General features: G+C 65.4%; 21 protein-coding genes, 3 rRNA genes and 1 pseudogene (1 of these 25 running past the window's edge). 18 read left to right on the forward strand and 7 right to left on the reverse strand.

All coding sequences use genetic code 11. From position 1 onward, the window contains the following. From D0Y85_RS01880 to rrf (D0Y85_RS01890), 3 genes are all read left to right on the forward strand, one after another. Positions 1 to 1776: ribosomal RNA gene (locus tag D0Y85_RS01880) — 23S ribosomal RNA — on the forward strand; it begins 1100 nt to the left of the window's first position. A 168-nt stretch (positions 1777 to 1944) separates the two neighbouring features. Then, positions 1945 to 2059: ribosomal RNA gene (rrf, locus tag D0Y85_RS01885) — 5S ribosomal RNA — on the forward strand. A gap of 131 nt (positions 2060 to 2190) precedes the next feature. Beyond that, positions 2191 to 2305: ribosomal RNA gene (gene rrf, locus D0Y85_RS01890) — 5S ribosomal RNA — on the forward strand. A gap of 215 nt (positions 2306 to 2520) precedes the next feature. Here the strand turns inward: rrf (D0Y85_RS01890) and D0Y85_RS01895 are convergent. Both D0Y85_RS01895 and D0Y85_RS01900 read right to left on the reverse strand, forming a co-directional pair. After that, complete coding sequence (locus tag D0Y85_RS01895; RefSeq protein WP_117309337.1) at positions 2521 to 4236, reverse strand: M28 family metallopeptidase; 1716 nt, start codon at positions 4234 to 4236, stop codon at positions 2521 to 2523. A 78-nt stretch (positions 4237 to 4314) separates the two neighbouring features. Then, positions 4315 to 4977, reverse strand: coding sequence for a hypothetical protein (locus tag D0Y85_RS01900; protein ID WP_117309338.1), 663 nt, complete (start codon positions 4975 to 4977; stop codon positions 4315 to 4317). Between the two features lie 169 nt (positions 4978 to 5146). Between D0Y85_RS01900 and D0Y85_RS01905 the strand changes: the two genes are divergently transcribed. After that, positions 5147 to 6376: a peptidoglycan DD-metalloendopeptidase family protein gene (locus tag D0Y85_RS01905; RefSeq protein ID WP_240329379.1), complete on the forward strand. Its 1230-nt coding sequence runs from the start codon at positions 5147 to 5149 to the stop codon at positions 6374 to 6376. A 107-nt stretch (positions 6377 to 6483) separates the two neighbouring features. Beyond that, a complete protein-coding gene (locus tag D0Y85_RS01910) occupies positions 6484 to 7977 on the forward strand; it encodes a S41 family peptidase (protein WP_117309340.1) in 1494 nt (497 codons plus the stop codon). Positions 7978 to 8063: 86 nt separating this feature from the next. Here D0Y85_RS01910 and D0Y85_RS01915 read toward each other — a convergent pair whose 3' ends face one another. Then, on the reverse strand, positions 8064 to 8756 hold the full coding sequence (locus D0Y85_RS01915) for a rhomboid family intramembrane serine protease (protein ID WP_117309341.1): 693 nt from the start codon (positions 8754 to 8756) through the stop codon (positions 8064 to 8066). A gap of 226 nt (positions 8757 to 8982) precedes the next feature. Here D0Y85_RS01915 and D0Y85_RS01920 point away from each other — a divergent pair, with 226 nt between their 5' ends. The 3 genes from D0Y85_RS01920 (at position 8983) to D0Y85_RS01930 (ending at position 12138) form a co-directional block, all read left to right on the forward strand. After that, positions 8983 to 10335: an outer membrane protein transport protein gene (locus D0Y85_RS01920; protein WP_117309342.1), complete on the forward strand. Its 1353-nt coding sequence runs from the start codon at positions 8983 to 8985 to the stop codon at positions 10333 to 10335. Between the two features lie 137 nt (positions 10336 to 10472). Then, on the forward strand, positions 10473 to 11081 hold the full coding sequence (gene pnuC / locus D0Y85_RS01925) for a nicotinamide riboside transporter PnuC (RefSeq protein ID WP_033830164.1): 609 nt from the start codon (positions 10473 to 10475) through the stop codon (positions 11079 to 11081). Continuing rightward, positions 11068 to 12138, forward strand: a complete 1071-nt coding sequence (locus D0Y85_RS01930) for an AAA family ATPase (RefSeq protein ID WP_117309343.1) — start codon at positions 11068 to 11070, stop codon at positions 12136 to 12138. Before pnuC ends, D0Y85_RS01930 begins: the two co-directional genes overlap by 14 nt. An 89-nt stretch (positions 12139 to 12227) precedes the next feature. On the opposite strand, the gene putA is transcribed toward D0Y85_RS01930, so the two are convergent. Then, on the reverse strand, positions 12228 to 15446 hold the full coding sequence (gene putA, locus D0Y85_RS01935) for a bifunctional proline dehydrogenase/L-glutamate gamma-semialdehyde dehydrogenase PutA (RefSeq protein WP_117309344.1): 3219 nt from the start codon (positions 15444 to 15446) through the stop codon (positions 12228 to 12230). Positions 15447 to 15719: 273 nt separating this feature from the next. Here putA and D0Y85_RS01940 point away from each other — a divergent pair, with 273 nt between their 5' ends. From D0Y85_RS01940 to D0Y85_RS01965, 6 genes are all read left to right on the forward strand, one after another. Then, positions 15720 to 16196: a DUF2244 domain-containing protein gene (locus D0Y85_RS01940; protein WP_025878297.1), complete on the forward strand. Its 477-nt coding sequence runs from the start codon at positions 15720 to 15722 to the stop codon at positions 16194 to 16196. A 50-nt stretch (positions 16197 to 16246) separates the two neighbouring features. Next, entirely contained in the window at positions 16247 to 17164 is a 918-nt protein-coding gene (gene coxB, locus D0Y85_RS01945; protein ID WP_229290603.1) for a cytochrome c oxidase subunit II, read from the forward strand. Positions 17165 to 17225: 61 nt separating this feature from the next. Further along, positions 17226 to 18833 carry a cytochrome c oxidase subunit I gene (ctaD, locus tag D0Y85_RS01950; RefSeq protein WP_025878294.1) on the forward strand — a complete coding sequence of 536 codons (1608 nt, stop codon included), beginning with the start codon at positions 17226 to 17228 and terminating at the stop codon, positions 18831 to 18833. Positions 18834 to 18841: 8 nt separating this feature from the next. After that, positions 18842 to 19039: a hypothetical protein gene (locus tag D0Y85_RS01955; RefSeq protein WP_093821020.1), complete on the forward strand. Its 198-nt coding sequence runs from the start codon at positions 18842 to 18844 to the stop codon at positions 19037 to 19039. Next, positions 19036 to 19626 (forward strand): cytochrome c oxidase assembly protein, encoded by a 591-nt coding sequence (locus D0Y85_RS01960; RefSeq protein WP_025878292.1) that lies wholly within the window; start codon positions 19036 to 19038, stop codon positions 19624 to 19626. The genes D0Y85_RS01955 and D0Y85_RS01960 overlap by 4 nt, the downstream gene beginning before the upstream one ends. 14 nt (positions 19627 to 19640) lie before the next feature. Then, positions 19641 to 20516 carry a cytochrome c oxidase subunit 3 gene (locus D0Y85_RS01965; RefSeq protein WP_117309345.1) on the forward strand — a complete coding sequence of 292 codons (876 nt, stop codon included), beginning with the start codon at positions 19641 to 19643 and terminating at the stop codon, positions 20514 to 20516. Positions 20517 to 20569: 53 nt separating this feature from the next. Here the strand turns inward: D0Y85_RS01965 and D0Y85_RS01970 are convergent, their stop codons facing one another. Further along, positions 20570 to 20788 carry a twin transmembrane helix small protein gene (locus D0Y85_RS01970; protein ID WP_010484233.1) on the reverse strand — a complete coding sequence of 73 codons (219 nt, stop codon included), beginning with the start codon at positions 20786 to 20788 and terminating at the stop codon, positions 20570 to 20572. A 57-nt stretch (positions 20789 to 20845) separates the two neighbouring features. Here D0Y85_RS01970 and D0Y85_RS01975 point away from each other — a divergent pair, with 57 nt between their 5' ends. From D0Y85_RS01975 to cyoE, 4 genes are read left to right on the forward strand one after another with little or no spacing between them, the layout of a single operon-like run. Beyond that, positions 20846 to 21562 (forward strand): SURF1 family protein, encoded by a 717-nt coding sequence (locus D0Y85_RS01975; RefSeq protein WP_025878288.1) that lies wholly within the window; start codon positions 20846 to 20848, stop codon positions 21560 to 21562. A 50-nt stretch (positions 21563 to 21612) separates the two neighbouring features. Then, a complete protein-coding gene (locus D0Y85_RS01980; RefSeq protein WP_117309346.1) occupies positions 21613 to 22182 on the forward strand; it encodes a hypothetical protein in 570 nt (189 codons plus the stop codon). Positions 22183 to 22192: 10 nt separating this feature from the next. Further along, positions 22193 to 23356: a COX15/CtaA family protein gene (locus tag D0Y85_RS01985; protein ID WP_117309347.1), complete on the forward strand. Its 1164-nt coding sequence runs from the start codon at positions 22193 to 22195 to the stop codon at positions 23354 to 23356. 4 nt (positions 23357 to 23360) lie between these two features. Further along, positions 23361 to 24254: a heme o synthase gene (cyoE, locus tag D0Y85_RS01990; RefSeq protein WP_117309348.1), complete on the forward strand. Its 894-nt coding sequence runs from the start codon at positions 23361 to 23363 to the stop codon at positions 24252 to 24254. An 80-nt stretch (positions 24255 to 24334) separates the two neighbouring features. Here cyoE and D0Y85_RS01995 read toward each other — a convergent pair whose 3' ends face one another. Continuing rightward, entirely contained in the window at positions 24335 to 25306 is a 972-nt protein-coding gene (locus tag D0Y85_RS01995) for a bile acid:sodium symporter family protein (protein WP_117309349.1), read from the reverse strand. Beyond that, a pseudogene (locus tag D0Y85_RS02000) lies at positions 25303 to 25844 on the reverse strand (protein tyrosine phosphatase family protein). Before D0Y85_RS02000 ends, D0Y85_RS01995 begins: the two are co-directional and overlap by 4 nt. Positions 25845 to 25850 lie beyond the last annotated feature (6 nt).

A 25850-nucleotide genomic window follows, 5' to 3' on the forward strand; every position in this document is an offset into this window, starting at 1 on the left:
TGCGGGGAAGATTTAACGGGCTAAGCACAGAACCGAAGCTTGGGGTGTGCATATTTATATGTACGCGGTAGAGGAGCGTTCCGTAAGCCGTTGAAGGTGGATTGAGAAGTCTGCTGGAGGTATCGGAAGTGCGAATGCTGACATGAGTAACGATAATGCGGGTGAAAAACCCGCACGCCGAAAGCCCAAGGTTTCCTTGCGCAACGTTAATCGGCGCAGGGTGAGTCGGCCCCTAAGGCGAGGACGAAAGTCGTAGTCGATGGGAAGCAGGTTAATATTCCTGCACCTCGCGTAAGTGCGATGGAGGGACGGAGAAGGTTAGGCGTACCGGGCGTTGGTTGTCCCGGGAAAGGCGGTAGGTTTGGATCTTTGGCAAATCCGGGATCCTTCAAGACCGAGCACCGAGACGAGCCTTTATGGCGAAGTCGCTGATACCACGCTTCCAGGAAAAGCTCCTAAGCTTCAGCTTACGCAGACCGTACCGTAAACCGACACAGGTGGGTAGGATGAGAATTCTCAGGCGCTTGAGAGAACTCGGGTGAAGGAACTAGGCAACATGGCACCGTAACTTCGGGAGAAGGTGCACCCTTTTTGGTGGCTCGTGCGAGCTATAGCTGAAGAGGGTCGCAGTAACCAGGCCGCTGCGACTGTTTATCAAAAACACAGCACTCTGCAAACACGAAAGTGGACGTATAGGGTGTGACGCCTGCCCGGTGCTGGAAGGTTAATTGATGGGGTCAGCCGCAAGGCGAAGCTCTTGATCGAAGCCCCAGTAAACGGCGGCCGTAACTATAACGGTCCTAAGGTAGCGAAATTCCTTGTCGGGTAAGTTCCGACCTGCACGAATGGCGTAACGACAGCGGCGCTGTCTCCACCCGAGACTCAGTGAAATTGAAATCGCTGTGAAGATGCAGCGTTCCCGTGGCAAGACGGAAAGACCCCGTGAACCTTTACTATAGCTTTACACTGAACGTTGAGTTCGTCTGTGTAGGATAGGTGGGAGGCTATGAAACCATGGCGCTAGCTGTGGTGGAGCCATCCTTGAAATACCACCCTGTCGTGCTTGACGTTCTAACCTGGGCCCATTATCTGGGTCGGGGACCGTGTATGGTGGGTAGTTTGACTGGGGCGGTCTCCTCCTAAAGAGTAACGGAGGAGCTCGAAGGTACGCTCAGCGCGGTCGGACATCGCGCACTGTGTGCAAAGGCATAAGCGTGCTTGACTGCAAGATCGACGGATCAAGCAGGTAGGAAACTAGGACTTAGTGATCCGGTGGTTCTGTATGGAAGGGCCATCGCTCAACGGATAAAAGGTACTCCGGGATAACAGGCTGATACCGCCCAAGAGTTCATATCGACGGCGGTGTTTGGCACCTCGATGTCGGCTCATCACATCCTGGGGCTGTAGTCGGTCCCAAGGGTATGGCTGTTCGCCATTTAAAGTGGTACGCGAGCTGGGTTCAGAACGTCGTGAGACAGTTCGGTCCCTATCTGCCATGGGCGTTGGAGATTTGAGAGGGGCTGCTCCTAGTACGAGAGGACCGGAGTGGACGAACCTCTGGTGTTCCGGTTGTCACGCCAGTGGCATTGCCGGGTAGCTATGTTCGGAAGCGATAACCGCTGAAAGCATCTAAGCGGGAAGCGCGCCTCAAGATGAGATCTCCCGGGGCACAAGCCCCTGAAGGAACCATGTAGACTACGTGGTTGATAGGTCAGGTGTGTAAGTACAGCAATGTATTGAGCTAACTGATACTAATGATCCGAGAGGCTTGACCATATAACCTCAAGTTGCCTTGGCCGACATGACATGTCGATAGATCCAAGTGCACGCTACGTCACAAGACCAAACGAGAGGCAGGCGCTCAGGCGCGTCTCTTTGCAACGCTGGCATCACCATGCCTGCCCCTGCAAGGACACGACGCCCAAGCGACACTCCAACCGCCTCCCTGGTGAAATTAGCGCTATGGAACCACCCGATCCCATCCCGAACTCGGAAGTGAAACGTAGCTGCGCCGATGGTAGTGTGGCCTAAGCCATGCGAGAGTAGGTCATCGCCAGGGTTTATACCCAAACCCCCGCTGCTCACGCAGCGGGGGTTTTTCTATTAAGTGAAGGCTCTGCTTTCTTGAGTTCCTTCCGCCCCAAGGGCAAGTACGCGAGCTGGCGCTGCAAGCGCTGCTGCAACCGTCTCCCTGGTGAAATTAGCGCTATGGAACCACCCGATCCCATCCCGAACTCGGAAGTGAAACGTAGCTGCGCCGATGGTAGTGTGGCCTAAGCCATGCGAGAGTAGGTCATCGCCAGGGTTTACATCCAAAAACCCCGCTGCTCACGCAGCGGGGTTTTTCTTTGCGCGCGAGAAACTGAAGGTAGTGCCGGCCGCCGGCCGGCAACCTCATGAACATCACGCGGCTGCACGTGGTTGCCGGCCAGCGGCCGGCACTACCGGCGCCCAGCACTCACGCACAAAAAAGCGGCGCCCAAGGGCGCCGCTTTCTTTGGAGCTCAACGGCTGGAGGACTTACTTCGCCGCAGCGGCCGGTGCCTTGGCCTTCATCATCGTGTCGCGGGCAGCCTTGAACGGATTGCCTTCGTACCAGTTGGGCCAACGATCGCCGCCGGCCAGTTCCTTGCCGACGCCATACATCAGCTGCAGGTCCTCGACCGTGCCATCCAGCTTCCAGGTGGCCGGGTCATACTCATCCTTCGGGCCGTGGTAACGGTTGGAACCGTAGTCGGCGGCCGCCTTGCGACCGGCCTCGACGCCGCCGTCGCGCAGGTCTTCCCCGCCGTCGGCGTACAGCGCCGGCACACCCGCCTTGGCGAAGTTGAAGTGATCCGAACGGAAGTAGAAGCCGCTCTGCACCGAGGTCTCGCCGTGCAGGGTGCGATCCTGGGCTGCAGCCAGCGGCTTGAGGATGTCTTCCAGCTCGGAACTGCCGAAGCCGGTCACCGTCACGTCCTTGGCACGACCGGCCACCGACATCGCATCGATGTTGATGACACCAGCGATCTTGTCCAGCGGGAAGGTCGGGTGGGCGACGTAATACTTCGAACCCAGCAGGCCGGATTCTTCCAGGGTCACCGCCAGGAACACCACCGAACGTTCCGGCTTCGGTTCCTGATGGGCCATTGCTTCGGCCACCTCAAGGATGCCGGCCACGCCGGTCGCGTTGTCGACGGCACCGTTGTAGATGTTGTCGCCCTGTTCGCCCTCGTGCTTGCCGAGGTGGTCCCAGTGCGCCATGTACAGCACGGCCTCGTCGGCGCGCTTGCTGCCAGGCAGTACGCCCACCACGTTGCGCGACTGCTTCTGCGCGACCTTGCTCTTCAGGTCCACCGAAGCGGTTGCCTTCAGCGGTACCGGCTTGAAGCCGCGCTTGCTGGCATCCTTGTAGGCCTGGTCCAGATCCAGCCCGGCACCGGCGAACAGGGCCTTGGCCGCGTCGGCGCTCAACCAGCCCTGTACCGGCAGGCGCGGCTCCGCATCGTCCTTGGCCGGCAGGTCGTACTGCGGGCCGGCCCAGGAGTTCTTCACCACGTCCCAGCCGTACGAAGCGCCTGCGGTGTCATGGACGATCAGCGCGGCAGCAGCTCCCTTGCGCGCAGCTTCCTCGAACTTGTAGGTCCAGCGGCCGTAGTAGGTCATGCGCTTGCCGTCGAACAGCTTTTCGTCATCGACATGGAAGCCTGGGTCGTTGACGAACATGACCACCGTCTTGCCCTTCCAGTCCTGGCCGGCGTAATCGTTCCACCTCTGCTCCGGTGCATCCACGCCGTAGCCGACGAAGACGAGGTCGCTGGCATCGACCTTCACTTCTGTCTGGCCGGTACGGGTGCCCACCACCATGTCGGTGCCGAACTTCAGTTCGCGGGTCTTGCCGCCCTGGGTGAGGGTGAGCACGGTCGATTCATCGGCCGTGGTCTCGGTCATCGGCACGTCCTGGAACCAGCTGTCGCCGTTGCCGGGCTGCAGGCCGATGCGCTGCATCTGGTCGCGGATGTAGTTGACCGTCAGTTCTTCGCCCTTGCTGCCGGGCGAGCGGCCTTCGAACTCGTCAGAGGCCAGGGTCTTCACCATCTCGGCGAAGTCGGCGGCGTTGATCGCCGCTGAGAAGGTGTGCGTGGCCGGCTTGGCGGCGCTGTCGACGCTGGGCGCCGGAGCCGGGGTGTCTTCGCCTTTGCAGGCGCTGAGCGCGGCCGCGGCGGCCAGGCACAGGAGGAGTTTGCGGGGCATCATCGGTTCCTGGAAACACAAGGGACGGCCACGCAGCACGCGCGACCGGTAGCGGGGAGTATCTCCCAAGCCGCAGGCTCAGTCGGCCGGGGCGGTATCGGTATCGAAGGGGATCGGATCGGCGCCGGTGACCGGGCCGATCCGCGCACTGCGGTGGACGTACAGCACCACCTCGCGCTCGAACAGCAGGCTGCCGTTGACCACGGCATTCGGCCCGATGATGACCCGCGGCTTGCGACTGGCCGTCAGCGAGACACTGAAGTTCGGCTTGCGCACATGCACGCCACCGCCGACCTGTGAGCCGATGCCGACGGTGATGTCGCCGTTGACGGTCTCCACGTCCTTGCGCACGCGGCTGCCGACCAGGCCGATGCCACCGTTGACGGTTTCCACGCCGCCTTCGATCTGGCTGCCCTGGTCGCTGAAGATGCTGCCGTTGACCGTGCTGACATCGCCGTGGGCAGTCACTTCGCGCCCCAGGCGGATGCCGCCGTTGACGGTCTCGATGCTGCCCGTGCGCGCACGAGCGGCGACCTTGACGCCGCCGTTGACGGTATCGATGCTGCCGGTTTCCACGCCTTCGCCGACACGGATGCCACCATTGACGGTGTCCAGCTTGCCGTAGCGCTGGCCCGGATCGGCGCTGATGCTGCCGTTGACCTTGCTCACGTCTGCCTGGGCCCAGGCCGGGCCACTGGCCAGCGCAATGCCCAACAGCAGCGGAATGGAGAGAGCTTTCATGGGAACCTCGTTGTTGTGCGGCTGGCAGGCCGCGTGCGGAGATGTCACCATTCCCTGCACGTCTCCGCATCTGCCTGAAGTCACTGGAAAGCCCTTGCGCAACAACGTCTTCCCCTCACGCCGGCATCACATCGCCACCCTGCGCGGTGGACGTTGCCTGTTGCTGGGAATGGCGCTGGCCCTGGCGCTGCCATTGCCGGGTGCGGCGCAGACCTCGTCGGCCCGCGAGGCCGAACGCAAGCTGCAGAAGCTGCGCACCGAACTGAAGGGCGTGGCGCAGGAGCGCCGGCAGATCGAGGGCCAGCGCGGACAGGCGTCGCAGCAGCTGCGCGAGGCCGATGAAAAGGTGGCACGCAGTGGCCGTGCGCTGGCCCAGACCGAATCGGCGCTGCGCGAGCAGACCCAGGCGCTGGCCCAGGCCGAACAACGGCGCAATGCACTGCAGTCCAACCTGGAAAAGCAGAATCGCGAATTGGCCGGACTGCTGCGCGCGGCCTACCAGCTTGGCAACCACGCGCCGTTGAAGCTGCTGCTTTCGCAGGACACGGTGGCCGATGCCAACCGTGCGCTGGCCTATCACCGCTACCTGCAGCGCGAGCGCGCGCAGCGCATCACCACGCTGACGGCCGACCTCAAGGAACTGGAGACGCTGCAGGCACAGATCGCCCAGCGCCAACAGCAGTTGCAGGGCACTCACCGCGAGCAGAAGCAGCAGGTCGCCACGCTCGCATCGGACCGTCGCGCGCGTGCGCAGACCGTGGCTTCGCTGGAAGAGCGCTTCAAGGACAAGCGCGAGAGGGAACAGGCACTGGGCCAGGACGCCAAGGCGCTGGAAACCCTGCTGGCCAACCTGCGCGCTGCCGCGGCCCGTGCCGAGGCCGAGCGCCGTGCCGCCGCCCGCAAGGCCGCTGCGGAGAAGGCCGCCGCCGAAAAGGCCGCACGCCAGGCCAAGGCCGAAGGCCGTCCGGCACCGGCGACCAAGGTCCCGCCGGCCGTCGCCTCGGCACCAGCGCCGAAGGTGGGTGGCCTGGGCTGGCCGCTGTCGGGCAATCTGCTGGCCCGCTATGGCGGCAAGCTGCCCGATGGCCGCACCAGCAGTGGCGTGTTGATCGGCGCACCGGCTGGAAGCACGGTCACTGCGGTGGCCGACGGTACCGTGGTGTTCTCCGATTGGATGACCGGCTACGGCATGATCCTGATCGTCGACCATGGCAACGGCTACATGAGCCTGTACGCGCACAACGACACCCTGCTGAAGGATGCCGGTGCGCGGGTCAGCCGTGGCGATGCGGTGGCCAAGGTCGGCAACTCCGGTGGCCAGGGGGTGACGGCGCTGTACTTCGAGCTGCGCCGCGGCGGACAACCGGTCAATCCGGACAGCTGGCTGCAGCGGCGCTGAATTCCGCCTGGCCGCAGCAGGGCGGATTCAACGGGAATTTAGCCACGCTTCGCGCATAATCGGTGCATGTGCCTTGGGCACGATGCCATCGTCGACAGGAGTGATCCATGCGCGCAGCCCGTACCGCCACCCTCTTGCTGGCTCTGTTGCCGGCCCTGTCCTGGGCACAGCAGACCGCCCCCGTCCCGTTGAAGGAAACTCCCGGGAAGGCGGCGAGCAGCGAGGAGGCGGTGACCTCGAAGGTGCCGCTGGACGACATCCGGCGCTTCGTGGCCGTCTACAACGCGGTGCGCGCGGCCTACGTCGATCCGGTCGATGACAACAAGCTGATGCAGTCGGCTGTGCGTGGCCTGCTGCTCGACCTCGATCCGCACAGCACCTACTTCAACAAGGAAGATGCCGAGGCGTTCGACGAACAGGCCAATGGCGCCTATGAAGGCATCGGCGTGGAGCTGCAGCAGCAGCCGGACAACGCCAGCATGAAGGTGATCTCGCCGATCGACGACACGCCGGCGGCCAAGGCCGGCATCCTCGCCGGCGACCTGATCATCGCCATCGATGGCAAGCCGATCAGCGCGATCGATGCCAGCGAACCGCTGCGTGGCCCGGCCGGCAGCAAGGTGGTGCTGACCATCGTCCGCGACGGCAAGCCCAAGCCCTTCGACGTCAGCCTGACTCGGCAGACGATCCGCGTGACCAGCGTGCGCAGCCGCCTGCTGGAACCGGGTTATGGCTATATCCGCCTGAGCACGTTCCAGGCCGACACCGGCTCTGATTTCCAGAAGCACCTTCAGCAGCTGCAGAAGCAGTCCGGCGGCAACCTCAAGGGGCTGGTGCTGGATCTGCGCAGCAATCCGGGTGGTCTGCTGACCGCTGCCGTGCAGGTGGCCGATGACCTGCTCGACAAGGGCAACATCGTCAGCACCCGCGGCCGCATCAGCATCAGCGATGCACGCTTCGACGCGACCCCGGGCGACCTGCTGAAGGGCGCGCCGGTGGTGGTGCTGGTCGATGCCGGTTCGGCCAGTGCATCGGAAGTGCTGGCCGGCGCACTGCGCGACAACAAGCGCGCGCGCGTGATCGGCAGCCGCACCTTCGGCAAGGGCTCGGTGCAGACCGTGCTGCCGCTGGACAACGGTGATTCGGTGAAGCTGACCACGGCGCGCTACTACACGCCCAGCGGTAAATCGATCCAGGCCACCGGGATCGTGCCGGAAGTGGAACTGAAGGCAGCGCCGCGTCCGGAGGACGAAGCATTGCCGGCCAGCCTGAGTGACTACAGTGAAGCGACGCTGCCGGGCCACCTGCGCGGTGATGAGGAAGGCACCGAGGGCTACCACGCAGGCGCCGTGTTGCCGGGCGATGGCCCGATCAACGATGCACTGGCCGAACTGAAGAACCCGGGTTCGGTTGCGGCGCGCTTGAAGGCAGAAGCTGCGAAGGGCGAAGCGGACAGGGCAGCAAAGGCCGCCGCCAAGCCTGCACCGAAGGCGGAGCCCAAGGCTGAAGCAAAGCTGGAAGCGAAGCCGGAAGCCAAGCCCGAAGCCAAGCCCGAAGCCAAGCCCGCAGCCAAGCCCGCAGAGATCCCGGCCAAGCCTTGATTGCGTAGCGTCGAGCCATGCTCGACTGATGAGCGGACACCGCCCGAGCATGGCTCGGGCGTTTCGCAGAATGCAGCAAGCGGACGCTAGAACCCGTGCCGCTTGCGCAGACGCCGCGCGATCGCCGCGCGCACGTACATGCCGTACACCACGCCGAACACGAAGCCCCCGATGTGCGCCCACCAGGCGACCATGCCGAAGGTCGGGCCGATGTAGGCGAACACCACCTGCAGCGCCGCCCACACACCAATCAGCAGATAGGCCGGGGCGCGCACGAACTCCAGGAACAGCCCCAGCGGGATCACCACGCCCAGGCGCGCGCCGGGGAACAGCGCGAGATAGGCACCGATCAGCGCCGACACCGCACCGCTGGCGCCGATGATGATCTGGTCCGGGCTGCCCATGGTGTAGATCGCGACCAGGTTGGAGATCGCCCCGCCCACCAGGAACAGCAGCAGCAACCGCCACGGGCCCAGCACCCGCTCGGCCGGCAGGCCGAAGATCAGCAGGAACACCAGGTTGCCCAGCAGGTGCGACCAGTCGGCGTGCAGGAACAGGGCCGTGAACAGGCGCAGCACGCTGCCGTCCTGCAGCGTTGCCCACCAGTCCAGCGGGTGGGTCAGGCCGGTGGACAGGGCGCCCCAGTCCAGCCACAGGCTTCCGCGGGCATCGTTCGGGCGCGAGATCGACCACAGGAATGCCAGCCACAGTGCCGCAAACAGCACGGGTGTAGCCCAGCGCAGGGTCGCCTTCTTGCGCGAGGGGAGGGAGACAAACATGGCACTAGCCTAGCGTGCGGGCGCTTTTGGCGGGGAGGGAGCCTGTTCAGCTTTTGCGACGAAGAAAGCGCCAGCGCTGTTATTGTTTCATTAACGGCTCTGGGTAATACTCGCATACGGCGTCGTATGTCGGGAGGGGAATCCGGCGCGCTTCGAAAGGCCATCCGGCCTGACGGGCGCAGGCGCACTTAGAGCACCATCACCGCTTACCGGAGAGAGAACTACGATGCAAACTGCTTCCACCATTGCCCGCCTGACCCTGCTGGCCGTCGGCGTTGCCGGTGCGCTGGCCGCCGCCGACGCCAATGCCGCCGCCTTCCAGCTGAAGGAAAACAGTGCCAAGGGCCTGGGCCGCGCCTTCGCTGGTTCCGCCAGTGCGCCGGATGATGCCTCGATCATCGTCAACAACCCGGCAGGCATGCGTCAGCTCGACGGACGCCAGGTCCAGTTCGACGCCAGCGCTGTCAGCTTCTCGGCCGAGTTCAAGGGCGCTGGCCGAAATGCCGGCCCGACCGGTCCGGGTACCGGCACCGCGATCAGTGGCGGCGACGGCGGCGACGCCGGCAAGATCGCTGCCGTCCCGGCCGCCTACTTCCATACCCCGCTCGGCGAGAAGGGTCACTTCGGCGTGTCGCTGAGCGTACCGTACGGCTTCGCTACCAAGTACGACACCGACTGGGTCGGCCGTTACAGCGGCACCCGCACCGAGATGGAAACCGTCGACCTGGGCTTCTCTGCCTCCTACGACGTCAATCCCTACGTGTCCTTCGGCGCCAGCGTGTTCGTCGAGCGCATGAACATCGAACTGCGCAACGCCATCGACTTCGGCGCCATCATGGCGCAGTCGCGCGTTCCGGGCTATGCACCGGGCAGCGCTGACGGTTCGTTGAAGGTCAAGGGGGACAACAACGAAATCGGTTGGACCGTCGGTGGTCTGTTCAGCCCGGATGAGAACACCCACATCGGTATCAGCTACCGTTCCAAGGTCGAACACAAGATCACCGACGGTGACGCGACTTTCGAGGTCCCGAACGGTCCGAAGGCGGTCCTTGGCGCAGCACGTCCAGGCTGGTTCGTCGACACCAAGGGCCGCGCCACCGTGACCCTGCCGGCGTCGGCCACCTTCAGCGTGACCCACCAGGTCAACGACAAGCTGCTGATTGCCGCCGACGTCACCCGTACCGCCTGGTCGACCGCGTTTGATTCGGTCACCATCGACTACGATTCCAACCAAGCCAACTCGGTGCTGAACTTCAGCTACCGTGATACCACCTTTGCCTCGATCGGTGCCGATTACAAGGTCAATGACAAGCTGACCCTGCGCGGCGGCCTGGCCTACGACCAGACCCCGACGACCGACGCGCACCGTGACGTGCGGGTGCCGGATACCACCCGCAAGTGGGTCACGCTGGGCATGAGCTACGCCACCTCGGAGCAGATGGAGTTCAACCTGGGCTACCTGCACATCTTCGCCAAGGATCCCACCGTCACCGCCACCTCGGACACCGGCAACGTCGTGCGGGGCAAGTACGACGTCGTGGGTGACGTTCTGGCTGCATCCATCAACTACAAGTTCTGATTCCGGCGATTGCCTGAAGCAGTACATGGAGGGCCCCGCGCAAGCGGGGCCTTTCCATTTCCGGGGAACGCATCCACGCATGGCGTGGATCTATTGACCCGACGACGTGTGGCGTGGATCTACGCGACAATAGCGCGATGAACCTGTCCGACCCGAACTTCCAGCTGGAGCTGGCTGCCAATATCGCCGTCGCCGGCTCGATCCTGCTGGCCGGCCGCAACAACGTGCATACGTGGTGGCTGGGCATCGTCGGCTGCGCGTTGTTCGCCGCGGTGTTCGAGCGCTCGCACCTGTACGCGGACATGGTCCTGCAGTTCTTCTTCGTGGTCATCAGCGTGTTCGGCTGGTGGCAGTGGCTGCGTGGTGACCATGGCGCGCCGTTGCCCATCACCCGCTTGCCAGCACGCGCGTGGAGCTGGCTGCTGCCGCTGGCGGTGCTGGCGACCTTCGGTTACGGCTGGATGCTGACCCGGCTGACCAATGCGTATGCGCCCTACATCGACTCGGCGGTGCTGGTGCTGAGCGTGATCGCACAGATCCTGATGATGCGGCGCAAGCTGGAATCGTGGTGGGTGTGGCTGCTGGTCAACACCATCGCGGTGCCGCTGTACTACAGCCGCGGGCTGCACCTGACCTCGATCCTGTATGTCGGTTTCTGGATCAACGCGCTGGTGGCGCTGCGTCACTGGCGGCACCTGATGCGCGCCGAAGCGGACACGGACGGGGCGGCCGATGGCATTGCCTGAGCGGGTACCGCGCGGGTTGGTAGTCGGCAAGTTCTGCCCGCTCCACCTCGGCCACGAGCGCCTGATCGAATTTGCTTCTGCACGCTGCACCCAACTGCTGGTGATCGGCTGGTCGCAGCCGGGCTTTGCCGGCTACAGCGCAGAGCGCCGCGAGCGCTGGCTGCGCGCGCGCTTTCCGCAGGCGACGGTGGCGGTGCTGGATGATGCGCGGCTGGCGGCGTTGTGCAGGCAACAGGGTGTTCCCGTACGTGCGCTGCCGCAGGACAAGGACAGTGAGCAGGTGCAACGCGCGTTCACCGCATGGCTGTGCGTGGCATTGTTTGGCGGACCGGTGCAGGCTGTTTTCACCGGCGAAGACTACGGCGATGGTTTCGCTGCAGCCCTGGCGCAGCACTTCAATGCGCCGGTGCAGCACCATCGGCTGGAGCGTTCGACCGACATCGGTCAGGCCAGTGGTACCGAACTGCGCGACGATCCGCATGCGCATCGGCAGGGCCTGAGCCGGTCGGTCTATGCCGACCATGTGCAGCGGGTGGCCTTCATCGGCGGTGAGTCCACGGGCAAGAGCACGCTGGCGCGGGTGCTGGCCGAACGCCTGGGCACGGCATGGGTGCCGGAGTTCGGGCGTACGTTGTGGGATCAGCAGTGCGGCGAGCTGCAGGCGCAGGATCTGCTGCGTATCGCTGCGACCCAGCTGCAGCACGAGCACCAGGCCGCGCAGCATGCGCATCGCTGGTTGTTCTGCGATACCACGCCGTTGGTGACGCTGGGCTACAGCGGCTGGATGTTCGGCACGGCGCCCGAAGCACTGCAGCGGGCCGCGGCGCGTGCGTACGACCTGCTGTTCCTGTGCGCCCCGGATATCCCGTTCGAGCAGGATGGGACGCGTGTGGGCGAGGAATTCCGCATGCGCCAACACGCGTGGTATCTGCAGCAGTTGCAGGCGCGAGGAATGGCGTATGTGCTGCTGGAAGGCGACCTGGAGATGCGTATCGCGCGGGTGCTGGAGGAATTGGTGAGGCGTGCGGACAACCGCTTCAGTGTGGTGGCGGAATGAGCTGCCAGGGGCTGGCAGCTTCGCATTCGCCCCGCCATGAAAAAACCCCGCTTATGCGGGGTTTTTCGTTTACTGCATGACGCCTGGGATCAGTCGCCCAGGGTCAGCAGCGAGGCATTGCCGCCGGCAGCGGTGGTGTTCACCGTCACCGTCTTTTCGGTGGCGAAGCGCAGCAGGTAGTGTGGGCCGCCGGCCTTGGGGCCGGTGCCGGACAGTCCCTGGCCGCCGAACGGCTGCACGCCGACCACCGCACCGATCTGGTTGCGGTTGACGTAGACGTTGCCGACGTGGACGCCGTTGCTGATGCGGTCGACGGTTTCGTCGATGCGCGAATGCACGCCCAGGGTCAGGCCATAGCCGGTGGCGTTGATCTGGTCGATCACCGCGTCGAGCTGGTCGCCCTTCCAGCGGATCACGTGCAGCACCGGCCCGAAGATCTCCTTCTGCAGCTGGCCCAGGTCCTTCAGCTCGTACGCACGCGGTGCGAAGAAGGTGCCGTTGGCCGCTTCGGCGGACAGTTCGGCCGCAGCGATCAGGCGCGCTTCGCGGTCCATGCGCGCGGCGTGTTCCTGCAGGGTCTTCAGTGCATCGGCGTCGATCACCGGGCCGACGTCGGTGGACAGCAGGCCGGGGTTGCCGACCTTCAGTTCCTTCATCGCACCGGCCAGCATGGTCATCACCTTGTCGGCGATGTCGTCCTGCACGAACAGCACGCGCGCGGCCGAGCAGCGCTGGCCGGCCGAGGTGAAGGCCGAACCGATGGCGTCCTTGACCAGTTGTTCCGGCAGTGCCGAGGAGTCGGCGATGAAGGCGTTCTGGCCGCCGGTCTCGGCGATCAGCACGCCGATGGCGGCATCGCGTGCAGCCATCGCGCGGTTGATCGCACGGGCGGTGTCGGTGGAGCCGGTGAAGGCCACGCCGGCCACGCGCGGGTCGGCGGTCAGCGTGGCGCCGACGGTGGCGCCATCGCCCGGCAGGTACTGCACCACGTCAGCCGGCACGCCGGCATCGTGCAGCAGCTTCACTGCGTAGTAGCCGATCAGGTTGGTCTGCTCGGCCGGCTTGGCGATCACGCTGTTGCCGGCGGCCAGTGCGGCAGCCACCTGGCCCAGGAAGATCGCCAGCGGGAAGTTCCACGGGCTGATGCAGACGAACACGCCGCGGCCATGCAGCTGCAGTTCGTTGGATTCACCGGTCGGGCTGGGCAGCTTCTCGGCGTGGCTGAACTGCTCGCGCGCCTGCTTGGCGTAGTAGCGCAGGAAGTCCACCGCTTCGCGTACTTCGGCGATGCCGTCGGGCAGGCTCTTGCCGGCTTCCTTCACGCACAGCGCCATGAATTCGGGCATGCGCGCTTCCAGCTGTTCGGCGGCGTGCTCGAGGATGGCGGCGCGGCTGGCGGCCGGGGTGCGGTTCCAGGCCGGCTGTGCGGCCACGGCATTGGCCAGCGCCTTCTGCACGGTGGCGGCATCGGCGGCCTGCCAGTGGCCGACCACTTCTCGGGTATCGGCCGGGTTGGTCACCGGCAGCGAGGCACCGGTCGGGTTCGCGCCCGGTACCAGCGGTGCGGCCTGCCAGGGCTTCACTGCAGCGTTGAGCTGCTCGGCCAGGGCGCGCAGTTCGTTGTCGTTGGCGAGGTTGGCGCCCATGGAGTTCTTCCTGTCGTGGTTCTGGCTGCGCAGCAGGTCAACCGGCAGCGGGATCTTGGGATGCGGAATCGATTCGAACGAGGACACCATCTCGACCGGATCGCGGACCAAATCGGCGATCGGCACGCGCTCGTCGGTGATGCGGTTGACGAAGCTGGAGTTGGCGCCGTTTTCCAGCAGGCGACGCACCAGGTACGGCAGCAGGTCTTCATGCGAGCCGACCGGCGCGTACACGCGGCAGGGCAGGCCAAGGCGATCGGCCGGCACTACTTCGGCGTACAGGTCATCGCCCATGCCGTGCAGCTTCTGGTGCTCGTAGACGCCACCGTTGGCGATGCTGCGCACTGCGGCGATGGTGTGCGCGTTGTGCGTGGCGAACATCGGGTAGATCGCGTCGGCATGGGTAAACAGACGCTTGGCACACGCCAGGTAGGACACGTCGGTGTTCTGCTTGCGGGTGAACACCGGGTAGCCGGCATAGCCTTCGATCTGCGCGCGCTTGATCTCGGCGTCCCAGTAGGCGCCCTTGACCAGGCGCACCTGCAGGCGACGACCGGCGCGGCGCGCCATGTCGGCCAGGTGGTCGATCGTGTACGGCGTACGCTTCTGGTAGGCCTGCACGACCACGCCGAAGCCATCCCAGCCGGCCAGCGAGGCATCGCCGAACACCTGCTCGATGATGTCCAGCGACAGTTCCAGGCGATCGGACTCTTCGGCGTCGACGGTGCAGCCGATGCCGTAGCTCTTGGCCAGCTGCGCCAGTTCCAGCACGCCGGGCACCAGGTCCTTCAGCACGCGCGCGCGCTTGGCGTGCTCGTAGCGCGGGTACAGCGCCGACAGCTTGATCGAGATGCCCGGGGCGTTGTTGACGTCGCCATCGGCACGGCCACCGCGCGACTTGTGGTCACCACCGATGGCGTGGATCGCACGACGGTAGTCTTCCAGGTAACGCAGGGCGTCCTTCATGGTCAGCGCGCCTTCGCCGAGCATGTCGAACGAGTAGCGGTAGCTCGCGCTGTCGCCCTTGTGCGAGCGTGCCAGCGCTTCGCCGATGGTACGGCCCATGACGAACTGGTGGCCCATGATCTTCATCGCCTGGCGCACGGCCAGGCGTACCACCGGCTCACCGACGCGGCCGACCAGGCGCTTGAACGCGCTGGGCGCGTCGGCGCGGGTGGCGTCGTTCATCTGCACCAGCTTGCCGGTCAGCATCAGGCCCCAGGTGGAGGCGTTGACCAGCACCGAGTCGCTGCCGCCCAGGTGTTTTTCCCAGTCGGCATCGGCCAGCTTGTCGCGGATCAGCTTGTCGGCGGTCTCCTGGTCCGGAATGCGCAGCAGCGCTTCGGCCACGCACATCAGCAGCACGCCTTCCTCGCTGCCCAGGTCGTACTGGCGCATGAAGGCTTCGATCGCGCCCTGGTCCTTGGCGCGCACACGCACCCGGGCGACCAGGTCGGCGGCCAGCGCCTGCACCTTGGCCTGCTCGTCGGCCGGCAGGCGTGCCTGCTCCAGCAGTTCGCGCACATGGCTGGCCTCGTCCTTCAGCCAGGCATCGGTGATGGCCTGGCGGAACGGGTTGGGGGACGCCGGCAGTTCCGGCGACAGCAGCGCCGAGGGACGCGGGGCGTCGCTGGCGGCAAGGGGAGAGGAGGGTGCGTTCATGCCGGTCCGGCCAGTGGAAAACTTGGCGATTTTAATCATTTTTTCGACTTCAGGAAGGCCCGCGCAACCACCTTCATGAATGCTGATAGCCCCTAGCGGTGGTGGATTCAGCGTGTTCAGCAAAGTTGGGCCGTTTTGTGCCGAATTCGTCATTCGTGCCGCTGGGCCCATGCTGTATTGCAGCATCGGAAAAAGTGTGAATGCACCCTTGCTACCGGCGAGAGGGCAGGGCTACCATCGAGACGTTTCCCGCGGCAGGAACGCGGTTGCGACATGATCGAGGTGCTTACAGCTCCGGATGGGTCAGGTACGCAGCTGCGACTGCGTCCCCCACGGGCGCTCGATGCCCGGCAGTTCGTCCTGTTGTTTGCTGTGTTGTCGGGAGTGATGTGGCTGGTGTCCGCCTTCGGGTGGGTGGCCGGCAATGCATTCGCCCCCCTGTTCGCGCTGCTGTACAGCCTGTTGCTGGCAGCTGCGTTGCGCGCGTTGTGGCGCAGTGGTGAACGGCAGGAGGAAATCCGGGTAGTGCCGGCGTGCGTGGAGGTCATCCCCGTGCCCGGTGGATCGCCGGTGTTCCGGGCTCATCCGCACTGGGTGCGCCTGCTCACCGACGACCAGAGGGTCCGGCTGGCATCCAGCGGCCGGCAGGTGGAGGTGGGGAGTTTCCTCGCGCCGGCCGAACGTCAAACGCTTGTTGAAACGCTTGAAGATTTGCTCGCCGCCAGCGATGGCGGCAACCGACGACGCTAAGGGTCTAGGCAATGAAGCAAAGCAGAGGGTGGGGCACGAAGTGCGTTGCAATGGCCGCCGCGATGGGGGCCCTGCTGTCGATGACGGGGACGGTGCTGGCCCAGGCGGCCGATCCAAAGCCGTGGCAGCTGAACATGGGCAAGGGGGTGACCCAGACCTCGCGCCTGGCCTGGGAATCGAACAACCTTTCGCTGATCGTCTGTACGGTGATCGGCGTGATCGTGTTCGGCGCGATGGCCTACGCGATGTTCAAGTTCCGCAAGTCCAAGGGTGCGGTCGCTGCCACCTTCAGCCACAACACCAAGGCCGAAGTCATCTGGACGGTGATCCCGGTGATCATCCTGGTGGTGATGGCGTGGCCGGCCACGGCCAACCTGATCAAGATGTACGACACCCGCGATGCCGAGATGACGGTCAAGGTCACCGGCTACCAGTGGATGTGGAAGTACGAGTACCTGGGCGAGAACGTGACCTTCACCAGCCGCCTGGACCGCGAGTCCGACCGCATGCGGCAGAGTGGCAAGGTACCGACCCGCGAGAGCCATCCGCACTACCTGCTGGATGTCGACAACCGGCTGGTGCTGCCGGTGGACACCAAGGTGCGGTTCGTCATCACCTCCGACGATGTGATCCACGCCTGGTGGGTGCCGGCGCTGGGCTGGAAACAGGACGCCATTCCCGGCTTCATCAACGAAGCCTGGACCAGCATCGAGCAGCCCGGTGTCTACCGCGGCCAGTGCGCGGAGCTGTGCGGCAAGGACCATGGCTTCATGCCGATCGTGGTCGAGGCGGTGTCCAAGGAAGAATTCAAGCAGTGGCTGGCGCAGCGCAAACCGGCGCCTGCACCGGCAGCCCCTGCCGCGCCCGCCGAACCCACCGCACCTGCCAGTGAAACGCCGGCGCAGCCGGCGGCACCGGCAGCCGCCGAGGCCGGCAACACGCCTGCGGCGGCGGCCAGCGGAGCCTGATGTAACTGCCCGCGGCCGTATTGCGGCTGCGGCGACAACCGATCCTGAGAGGTGTTTTGCAATGGCGCACTCGGCAGTTGGGCACGACGATCACCATCACCCGCAGAGCTTCTTCGAGCGTTGGTTCTTCTCGACCAACCACAAGGACATCGGCACGCTGTACCTGGGTTTCAGCTTCATCATGTTCGTCATCGGCGCGTTCATGAGCGTGCTGATCCGGCTGGAACTGGCCCAGCCCGGCATCCAGTACATCCGTCCGGAAATCTTCAACCAGCTGACCACCGTGCACGCGCTGGTGATGATCTTCGGCGGGGTGATGCCGGCCTTCGTCGGCCTGGCCAACTGGATGATCCCACTGCAGATCGGTGCGCCGGACATGGCGCTGCCGCGCATGAACAACTGGTCGTTCTGGTTGTTGCCGGTGGCCTTCAGCCTGCTGCTGCTGACCTTCCTGCTGCCCGGTGGCGCGCCGGCCGGTGGCTGGACGCTGTACCCGCCGTTGTCGCTGCAGGGCGGCTACAACGTGGCGTTCACCGTGTTTGCCATCCACGTGGCCGGCATCAGTTCGATCATGGGCGCGATCAACATCATCGCCACGGTGCTGAACATGCGCGCGCCCGGCATCGACCTGCTGAAGATGCCGATCTTCTGCTGGGCCTGGCTGATCACCGCGTTCCTGCTGATCGCGGTGATGCCGGTGCTGGCCGGTGCGGTGACGATGCTGCTGACCGACAAGTTCTTCGGCACCAGCTTCTTCAATGCGGCCGGTGGTGGTGATCCGGTGATGTTCCAGCACATCTTCTGGTTCTTCGGCCATCCCGAGGTCTACATCATGATCCTGCCCGCCTTCGGCGTGGTCAGCGAGATCATCCCGACCTTCAGCCGCAAGCCGCTGTTCGGCTACCAGGCGATGGTCTACGCCACTGCGGCGATCGCGTTCCTGTCGTTCATCGTCTGGGCCCACCACATGTTCACCGTGGGCATGCCGCTGGGCGGTGAGATCTACTTCATGTTCGCCACCATGCTGATCTCGATCCCGACCGGGGTGAAGGTGTTCAACTGGGTCAGCACGATGTGGCGCGGCTCGCTCACGTTCGAAGCCCCCATGCTGTGGTCGGTGGCGTTCGTCATCCTGTTCACCATCGGTGGGTTCTCCGGCCTGATGCTGGCGATCGTGGCCGCCGACTTCCAGTATCACGACACCTACTTCGTGGTCGCCCACTTCCACTACGTGCTGGTGACCGGCGCGGTGTTCGCGCTGATCGCGGCGGTGTACTACTGGTGGCCGAAGTGGACCGGGCGCATGTACAGCGAGAAGTGGGCCAAGGTGCACTTCTGGTGGTCGATCGTGTTCGTCAACCTGCTGTTCTTCCCGCAGCATTTCCTGGGCCTGGCCGGCATGCCGCGCCGCATCCCCGATTACTCGGTGGCGTTCGCCGACTGGAACCTGATCAGCTCGATCGGTGCGTTCGGCATGTTCGCCACGCCGTTCATGATGGCTGCGATCCTGCTGTCCTCGCTGCGCAACGGCGAGAAGGCCGAGGCCCGCTCCTGGGAAGGCGCGCGCGGTCTGGAGTGGACGCTGCCGTCGCCGGCACCGGCGCACACCTTCACCACGCCGCCGACCATCCGCCCGGGTGACCTGGCCCACGACGATATCGGTCATTGAGGTGGTGCATGCATAACGAGAGCCCGATCACCCCGGCCAGAGCCGAGCCACGCCTGGCCGCAAGCGCATCGGCAGGCCAGCGGCCGGGCACCGCGCCGCTTTATGCGGAGCAGCGCCAGCGCGCCAAGCGCACCGCGTTGTGGGTGGGCGCGATCGCCGTGCTGGTGTACGTCGGCTTCATCCTCAGCGGCGTGATCGGTCGATGAGCGAAACACCGGCCACCGCTCCGTCACGCAGCGCCGGCCTGCCGCGCCTGATCGGCGTTGCGGTGGTGGTATTCCTGCTGACGTTCTCGCTGGTACCGCTGTATCGCATCGCCTGCGAGAAGGTATTCGGCGTGCGCCTGGAACGTGGCCCGGGCAGCGAAGCCAGTACCGGTGCTGCCACCGGCAAGCGCACCGTGCGGGTGGAATTCGATGGTGGCGTCAATTCGCGGCTGCCGTGGTCGTTCCATCCCGAGCAGCTGACCATGGATGTGGTGCCTGGCGAGCTCAACGAGGCGCTGTACTTCGCCCGTAATGACAGCCAGCAGGCCGTGGTCGGCAGCGCGGTGCCGTCGGTGGCGCCGGCACGCGCGTCCGGGTTCTTCAGCAAGACCGAATGCTTCTGCTTCACCGCGCAGACCCTGCAGGCCGGCGAGAAGCGTGACATGCCGGTGCGCTTCATCGTCGATCCGGACCTGCCGCCGGAAATCCGCACGATCACCTTGTCCTACACCTTCTACCGCAACGATGCGTTGTCCGATCGGCTGGCGCCCGCCGCCACGTCGGAAGGCGCCCACGCTGCTCCCTGACCCGGATACCGACCATGGCCCAGACACCTACCGACGCCAACGTGTACTTCGTCCCGGCCCAGAGCAAGTGGCCGTTCGTCGGTTCCATTGCGATGATGGTGACCATGGTCGGCGTGGCCAGTTGGCTCAATGACGCCAGCTGGGGCCGCTGGACCTTCTACATCGGCGTGGCGATGTTGGTGCTGACCCTGTTCTGGTGGTTCAGCGATGTGGTGCGCGAGTCGCAGGCCGGCAACTACAACCGGCAGGTGGATGGTTCGTTCCGGATGGGGATGGTCTGGTTCATCTTCTCCGAAGTGATGTTCTTCGGTGCCTTCTTCGGTGCCCTGTTCTACACCCGCCACCTCGGCCTGTCGTGGTTGAGCGGCGAAGGGCGCGGGGTGATGACCAACGAGCTGCTGTGGCAGGGCTACTCGGCCGGCTGGCCGACCAATGGCCCGGCAGCGATCGGTGGCGCGTTCCAGACGATCCCGGCCTGGGGCCTGCCGCTGATCAATACGCTGATCCTGCTGACCTCGGGCGTGACCCTGACCATCGCCCACCATGCGCTGAAGGCGGGCAACCGCCGTCAGCTGTTGATCTGGCTGGGCCTGACCGTGCTGCTCGGCCTGGGCTTCCTGACCCTACAGGCCGAGGAGTACATCCACGCCTACAAGGAATTGAACCTGACGCTCGGCTCGGGCATCTACGGTTCGACCTTCTTCATGCTGACCGGCTTCCACGGCGCACACGTGCTGCTGGGAACGATCATGCTGATCGTGATGTGGCTGCGGTCGGCGAAGGGACACTTCAGCCGCGACAACCATTTCGGCTTTGAAGCGGCCGCGTGGTACTGGCACTTCGTCGACGTGGTGTGGCTGATGCTGTTCCTGTTCGTCTACGTGCTTTGACCGCGCAGGCGTCGGCAGCGTCAGCCGCCGGCGCTGCCTGGTCTGATGGGGCGTCAGCCGCCGATGCCGTGCGGTTTGATCCAGCCCATGTAGATGCTCACGATCACCAGTACGATCAACGCCACCGACACTCCGATGCGGCGGGTCAGTGCATTGACCGTGCGCTTGGTCTGGCCGCGGTCCACCAGCAGGTAATACAGGCCGGCGCCCAGATTCCAGACGATGACGATCAGAAACGCGATTACCAGCAGGGTCTTCAGCGAATCACTCATGCGCGGCTCGAGGGCAGGGTGGATGTGCCTATCTGACCGCGTTTGCGCGGACTTGTCATGATGCGCCAGCACACGCGCCTGATCGGCTGGCTGATGGCGTTGCTGGCGATGGCCGGATTCACCGCGCTGGGGCTGTGGCAGCTGCAGCGGATGCAGGCCAAACAGGCGTTGCTGGATGCACAGGGGCCAGCCGTGGCGCAGGCGCTGCCGTTGGCGCAGGCGCTGGCGGCGCAGGGCGCGCTGCATGGCGTGGCCGATCACGGTCGCTTCCTGCCGGGCGTGGTACTGCTGGACAACCAGACCCGCCACGGCCGCGCCGGAGTGAAGATCTATCGTCCGTTCCGCAGCGATGCGGGCAGCGTGTTGCTGGTGGACCTTGGCTGGCGCGCGCTGCCGCCGGACCGCAGGTTGCCGGTGGTGCCGGCACCGCCGTCGCCGGTGGCCGTGCGAGGCCTGTTGGCGCCGCCCCCTTCGTCCGGGCTGGCGCTGGGGCCGGCGTTCACTACCACCGATGTTGCAGGGCGCTGGCTGGCCAGTCGCCTTCCGGCCGATGGCCTGGCTGCGGCACTGGGCCTGCCATCGTTGCCCGAACGCGTGCTGCGGCTGGACCCGGCGCTGCCGTTCGGCGATGAGCGCGATCTCGACCTGCTGCCGAACACGCTGCCGCCGCAGCGCCACCTGGGTTACGCCGTGCAGTGGTTCGGGCTGGCGCTGACCGTGCTGGTGGTGGCGCTGGTGCTGGAATGGCGCAGAAGACGGCCCGTTGCCCGGTAGTGCCGGCCGCTGGCCGGCATCCCTTTCCCAACCATGAGAAAATGCCCCGCATGAACACTGCTACCTCCCCGCAGGCGCGCGGCAACGGCCGCCGGACCCTGGTGCTGCTGTTCGCCGTTTTCTTCGGGGCGATGGCGCTGGCCGCCCTCCTGCGTTTCTCCGGCTGGCAGCCAACCGCGCACCGCAATGCAGGGCAATTGCTGAAGCCGCCGGTGGATCTGCGCCAGCAACCGCCGACGCTGGCCAATGGCGCGGCCTACCCCTGGAACCCCGAGGCGCGCACATGGCGCCTGCTGGTGGCCCCGGCCGGAGCCTGCGACGCGCAGTGCGTCACTTTGTCGCAGGGACTGGGCAAGGTGTGGCAGCTGTTCGGCCATAACGCCGATAATGTCGAGATCCTGTGGCTGGGAACGCCACCGGCGTCGATCGCCTCGCTGCCCGCGCTGCGGCCGCTGGCCCCGGCGCCAGCCCTGCGCGCGGCGCTGCCTGGCGTCGATGATCCGGCGGGCCTGCCGGTCTACGTGATCGATCCGAACGGCTTCGTGATCATGCGTCATGCCCCCGGGAGCGATCTCGGCGGCCTGCGCAAGGACATGGCCACGTTGCTGAAACTGAAGTGAGTCCCGTTTGATGAGCCTTTCCGCGCGTCCGGCGCTGCACCGCAATTTCCACCGCCTGGCGTGGTTCGCCATGATCATGACCGCGAGCACGATCATGTTCGGTGCCTTCGTGCGCCTGTCCGATGCCGGCCTGAGCTGCCCGGACTGGCCGACCTGCTATGGGCAGGCAACCTGGCCGCAGCACGTGGAAGAGACCATCGGCCACCCGGCAGCGGAGATCCGTCCGCTGGAAACACACAAGGCCTGGCGTGAGCAGGTGCACCGCTTCCTGGCCGGCGCGCTCGGCATCGAGATCCTGACCCTGGCCCTGCTGGCCACGCGCAAGCGGCGTTTCGGAAGCACGGCGGTGGTCACCGCCTGCGTGCTGGTGGCCGCGGGCATACCGTTGTACATGATGGGCTGGCATGGAACCGCCAGCGCGCTGGCGCTGGTCGGCGAGGCCATCCTGCTGATCGCGGCGCTGCGCTGGAGCAACATCGACCTGGCGCGCGCTGCGCTGCTGACGTTGGCGGTGGTGATCTTCCAGGCGCTGCTGGGCATGTGGACGGTGACCCTGCTGCTCAAGCCGATCGTGGTGATGGGGCATCTGCTGGGCGGCATGCTGATGTTCGGCCTGCTGGTGTGGATGGCCTGGCGTGCCACGCACATGCCGATCACCCTGGCCGAGGCGCCGAAGCTGAAGTGGTTGCTGCGCATTGGCGTGGCGGTGCTGGTCACCCAGATCGCGCTCGGTGGCTGGGTCAGCGCCAACTACGCGGCGCTGGCATGCGGCGGCGGCAGCGCCTCGCTGGACAACTTCCCGCGCTGCGCCAACCAGTGGTGGCCACAGCACAACTTCGCCGAAGGCTTCACCCTGTGGCGCGGTATCGGTGTGGACTACGAAGGCGGCGTGCTCGACGGTGCCTCGCGCATCGCCATCCAGATGGCCCATCGCCTGTTTGCCATCGTCGTTGCCCTTTACCTGCTGTGGCTGGGCCTGCGCCTGTTCCGGCTGCCGAGCATGCGCGGCTGGGCTTCGGCCCTGGTTGCGCTGCTGGTGCTGCAGGTCACCCTCGGCATCCTCAACGTGAAGCTGGCGCTGCCACTGGAAGTGGCAGTGGCGCACAACGGCGTTGCCGTTGCCCTGTTGTTTGTATTGGTCAGCCTGCTGGCCCGCCTGCGTGCCCCGGACTGATCCCATGTTTTCCAACTATCGCCAGTACTGGGACCTGACCAAGCCCAAGGTCGTCGCCCTTATCGTCTTCACCGCCCTGGTCGGCATGGTCCTGGCCATTCCCGGCGCGCCCAGCTGGGAGCAGGTGCGTGCCGGCCTGCTCGGCTTCCTCGGCATCTGGCTTGCTGCGTCCGCCGCTGCAGCCATCAACCAGCTGCTGGATGCGCACATCGACGCGCAGATGGCGCGCACCTCGTGGCGTCCGCTGGTGGTGGGCAAGGTCAAGCCGTGGCAGGTGCTGGTATTCGCCGGCGTGCTGATCGTGCTGTCGATGGCGATCCTGATGCTGTGGGTGAACTGGATCACCGCGGTGCTGACCTTCGCCTCGCTGATCGGTTATGCGGTGATCTACACCGTCTACCTGAAACGTGCGACCTCGCAGAACATCGTCATCGGTGGTCTGGCCGGTGCGATGCCGCCGATGCTGGGGTGGGCGGCGGTGACCGGCATGCAGGGGCAGTCGGACTGGGCGTACTCGTCGCTGCTGGTGCTGATCATCTTCATCTGGACGCCGCCGCACTTCTGGGCGCTGGCGATCTTCCGTCGCGAGGATTACGCCAAGGCGGAAATCCCGATGCTGCCGGTCACCCATGGCGTGGTGCACACCCGCAAGCAGATCATGGCGTACTCGGTGGTGCTGGCGCTGGTCTGCCTGCTGCCGTACCTGGTTGGCATGAGCGGAGCGTTCTACCTGGGCGGGGCGGTCGTGCTCAACGCGGTGTTCCTCTGGTACGCCTGGCGCATGCTCAACCCGCCGGACGAGCTGTTCTCGATGAAGATGTTCAGTTACTCCATCGTCTACCTGATGGCGCTGTTCGCCTTCCTGCTGGTGGACCACTGGATCCTGCCTTGGTTGTGACGGGGTGACGCCGCCGGGCATAGCCCGGCGCTACCACCGCGTCCGGTAGCGCCGGGCCATGCCCGGCGATGTTCCACAGGTCAGGGCGCGCGCTTGGCATAGCGTTGCGCGATCACGCCGCAGACGATCAGCTGGATCTGGTGATAGATCATCACCGGCAGCACGATCGCGCCGAGGCTGCCACCGGCGAACAGCACCTTGGCGATCGGAACGCCGGTGGCCAGGCTCTTCTTCGAGCCGCAGAACACGATGGCGATCTCGTCTTCGCGGTTGAAGCGCAGGCGGCGGGCGATGAAGGTGATCAGCGGCATGGCGATGCCCAGCAGCACCGCCGACACCACCGCCACCGCCAGCAGCGACAGCAGCGGCGTCTTGCTCCACAACCCCTCGGTAACCGCTTCGCCGAATGCCGAGTACACCACCAGCAGGATGGTGGCCTGGTCGGTGTAGCGCAGCAGCGCGCGCTGCTTTTCCACCCAGCCGGCAATCCACGGCCGCAGCAGGTGGCCGGCCACGAACGGCACCAGCAGCTGCAGCATGATGCCGCCGATGGCATGCAGCGGGTCATGCACGCCGCCGGAGGTACCGGCCAGTGCGGTCAGCAGCAGGGGCGTGAGGAACACGCCGAGGATGCTCGACAGCGAGGCACTGCACACGGCCGCCGGCACGTTGCCGCGCGCCATCGAGGTGAACGCGATGGACGACTGCACGGTGGAGGGCAGGGTGCACAGGAACAGCACGCCCAGGTACAGCTCGGGTGTCAGCAGCCAGCCGGACAACGGCTTGAACAACAGCCCCAGCAGCGGGAACAGGATGAAGGTGCAGGCGAGGATCGTCAGGTGCAGGCGCCAGTGCAGCATGCCGCCGATGATCGATTCGCGCGGCAGGCGCGCGCCATGCAGGAAGAACAGCGCGGCGATGGCGACGGTGGTGACATCGTCGAGCACCAGGGCGGCGGCGCCTTTCATCGGCAGCAGCGAGGCCAGGCCGACGGTGCACAGCAGGGCGAGGGTGAAGTTGTCCGGTCGCAGGCGCGACCACCAGCGGGTCATGGTGGATGGGCTCCTTGGTGCGGGGGATTACCCCGGGAATCAGGGGTGGAAGAAGGAATCGCCAGACGCTCGCGGGTGGCCGCTTCCAACGACTTCAGGCCGGCTCGCTGGCCCAGCTGCAGCGCCTGTTCCGGCTGGCGTGTTCGTAGCGTGCGTTGACGAGGCCGAGCACGGCACCGGCGCGGTTGCCGGAAGCGCAGTGCAGCAGCACCGGCCCCTGGCTCTGCTGCAGCGCCTGGTGCACGGCGCGCAGGTTGGTGGCATCCAGGCCCTCGGCGCCGGCTACCGGGATGCGCACATAGCGCAGGCCGAGCACTTCGGCCTCGCGTGTTTCATCGAAGCCGCGATCTTCATCGGGTTGGCGCAGGTCGATCACCGTGCGCACGCCTTGCGCAGCCAGTTCGCGCAGTTGCGCGGCCGTGGGCTGGCCACCGGCGTAGAGGCCGGGGCGGACTTCAGCAAGGACAGGGTCCGCAGCCCAGGCCGGCAGGACCGGGCAGAGCGACAACAACAGCAGGCAGGTCAGGCGCAGCAGCATGCTCTC

The organism is Stenotrophomonas sp. G4, assembly GCF_003428825.1.
In the GTDB taxonomy this organism is placed as follows: domain Bacteria; phylum Pseudomonadota; class Gammaproteobacteria; order Xanthomonadales; family Xanthomonadaceae; genus Stenotrophomonas; species Stenotrophomonas indicatrix.

What these genes read in the sequence shown, in the direction of transcription:
- D0Y85_RS01930 (WP_117309343.1), top strand. Translation starts at nt 11,068, where the DNA reads ATGGCATTGCCTGAGCGGGTACCGCGCGGGTTGGTAGTCGGCAAGTTC.
- D0Y85_RS01965 (WP_117309345.1), top strand. Translation starts at nt 19,641, where the DNA reads ATGGCCCAGACACCTACCGACGCCAACGTGTACTTCGTCCCGGCCCAG.
- D0Y85_RS01895 (WP_117309337.1), bottom strand. Translation starts at nt 4,236, where the DNA reads ATGCCCCGCAAACTCCTCCTGTGCCTGGCCGCCGCGGCCGCGCTCAGC.
- D0Y85_RS01995 (WP_117309349.1), bottom strand. Translation starts at nt 25,306, where the DNA reads ATGACCCGCTGGTGGTCGCGCCTGCGACCGGACAACTTCACCCTCGCC.
- D0Y85_RS01900 (WP_117309338.1), bottom strand. Translation starts at nt 4,977, where the DNA reads ATGAAAGCTCTCTCCATTCCGCTGCTGTTGGGCATTGCGCTGGCCAGT.
- D0Y85_RS01980 (WP_117309346.1), top strand. Translation starts at nt 21,613, where the DNA reads ATGAACACTGCTACCTCCCCGCAGGCGCGCGGCAACGGCCGCCGGACC.
- D0Y85_RS01960 (WP_025878292.1), top strand. Translation starts at nt 19,036, where the DNA reads ATGAGCGAAACACCGGCCACCGCTCCGTCACGCAGCGCCGGCCTGCCG.
- D0Y85_RS01915 (WP_117309341.1), bottom strand. Translation starts at nt 8,756, where the DNA reads ATGTTTGTCTCCCTCCCCTCGCGCAAGAAGGCGACCCTGCGCTGGGCT.
- D0Y85_RS01955 (WP_093821020.1), top strand. Translation starts at nt 18,842, where the DNA reads ATGCATAACGAGAGCCCGATCACCCCGGCCAGAGCCGAGCCACGCCTG.
- D0Y85_RS01940 (WP_025878297.1), top strand. Translation starts at nt 15,720, where the DNA reads ATGATCGAGGTGCTTACAGCTCCGGATGGGTCAGGTACGCAGCTGCGA.
- D0Y85_RS01920 (WP_117309342.1), top strand. Translation starts at nt 8,983, where the DNA reads ATGCAAACTGCTTCCACCATTGCCCGCCTGACCCTGCTGGCCGTCGGC.
- putA (WP_117309344.1), bottom strand. Translation starts at nt 15,446, where the DNA reads ATGAACGCACCCTCCTCTCCCCTTGCCGCCAGCGACGCCCCGCGTCCC.
- D0Y85_RS01910 (WP_117309340.1), top strand. Translation starts at nt 6,484, where the DNA reads ATGCGCGCAGCCCGTACCGCCACCCTCTTGCTGGCTCTGTTGCCGGCC.
- cyoE (WP_117309348.1), top strand. Translation starts at nt 23,361, where the DNA reads ATGTTTTCCAACTATCGCCAGTACTGGGACCTGACCAAGCCCAAGGTC.
- D0Y85_RS01975 (WP_025878288.1), top strand. Translation starts at nt 20,846, where the DNA reads ATGATGCGCCAGCACACGCGCCTGATCGGCTGGCTGATGGCGTTGCTG.
- coxB (WP_229290603.1), top strand. Translation starts at nt 16,247, where the DNA reads ATGGCCGCCGCGATGGGGGCCCTGCTGTCGATGACGGGGACGGTGCTG.
- pnuC (WP_033830164.1), top strand. Translation starts at nt 10,473, where the DNA reads ATGAACCTGTCCGACCCGAACTTCCAGCTGGAGCTGGCTGCCAATATC.
- ctaD (WP_025878294.1), top strand. Translation starts at nt 17,226, where the DNA reads ATGGCGCACTCGGCAGTTGGGCACGACGATCACCATCACCCGCAGAGC.
- D0Y85_RS01970 (WP_010484233.1), bottom strand. Translation starts at nt 20,788, where the DNA reads ATGAGTGATTCGCTGAAGACCCTGCTGGTAATCGCGTTTCTGATCGTC.
- D0Y85_RS01905 (WP_240329379.1), top strand. Translation starts at nt 5,147, where the DNA reads ATGGCGCTGGCCCTGGCGCTGCCATTGCCGGGTGCGGCGCAGACCTCG.
- D0Y85_RS01985 (WP_117309347.1), top strand. Translation starts at nt 22,193, where the DNA reads ATGAGCCTTTCCGCGCGTCCGGCGCTGCACCGCAATTTCCACCGCCTG.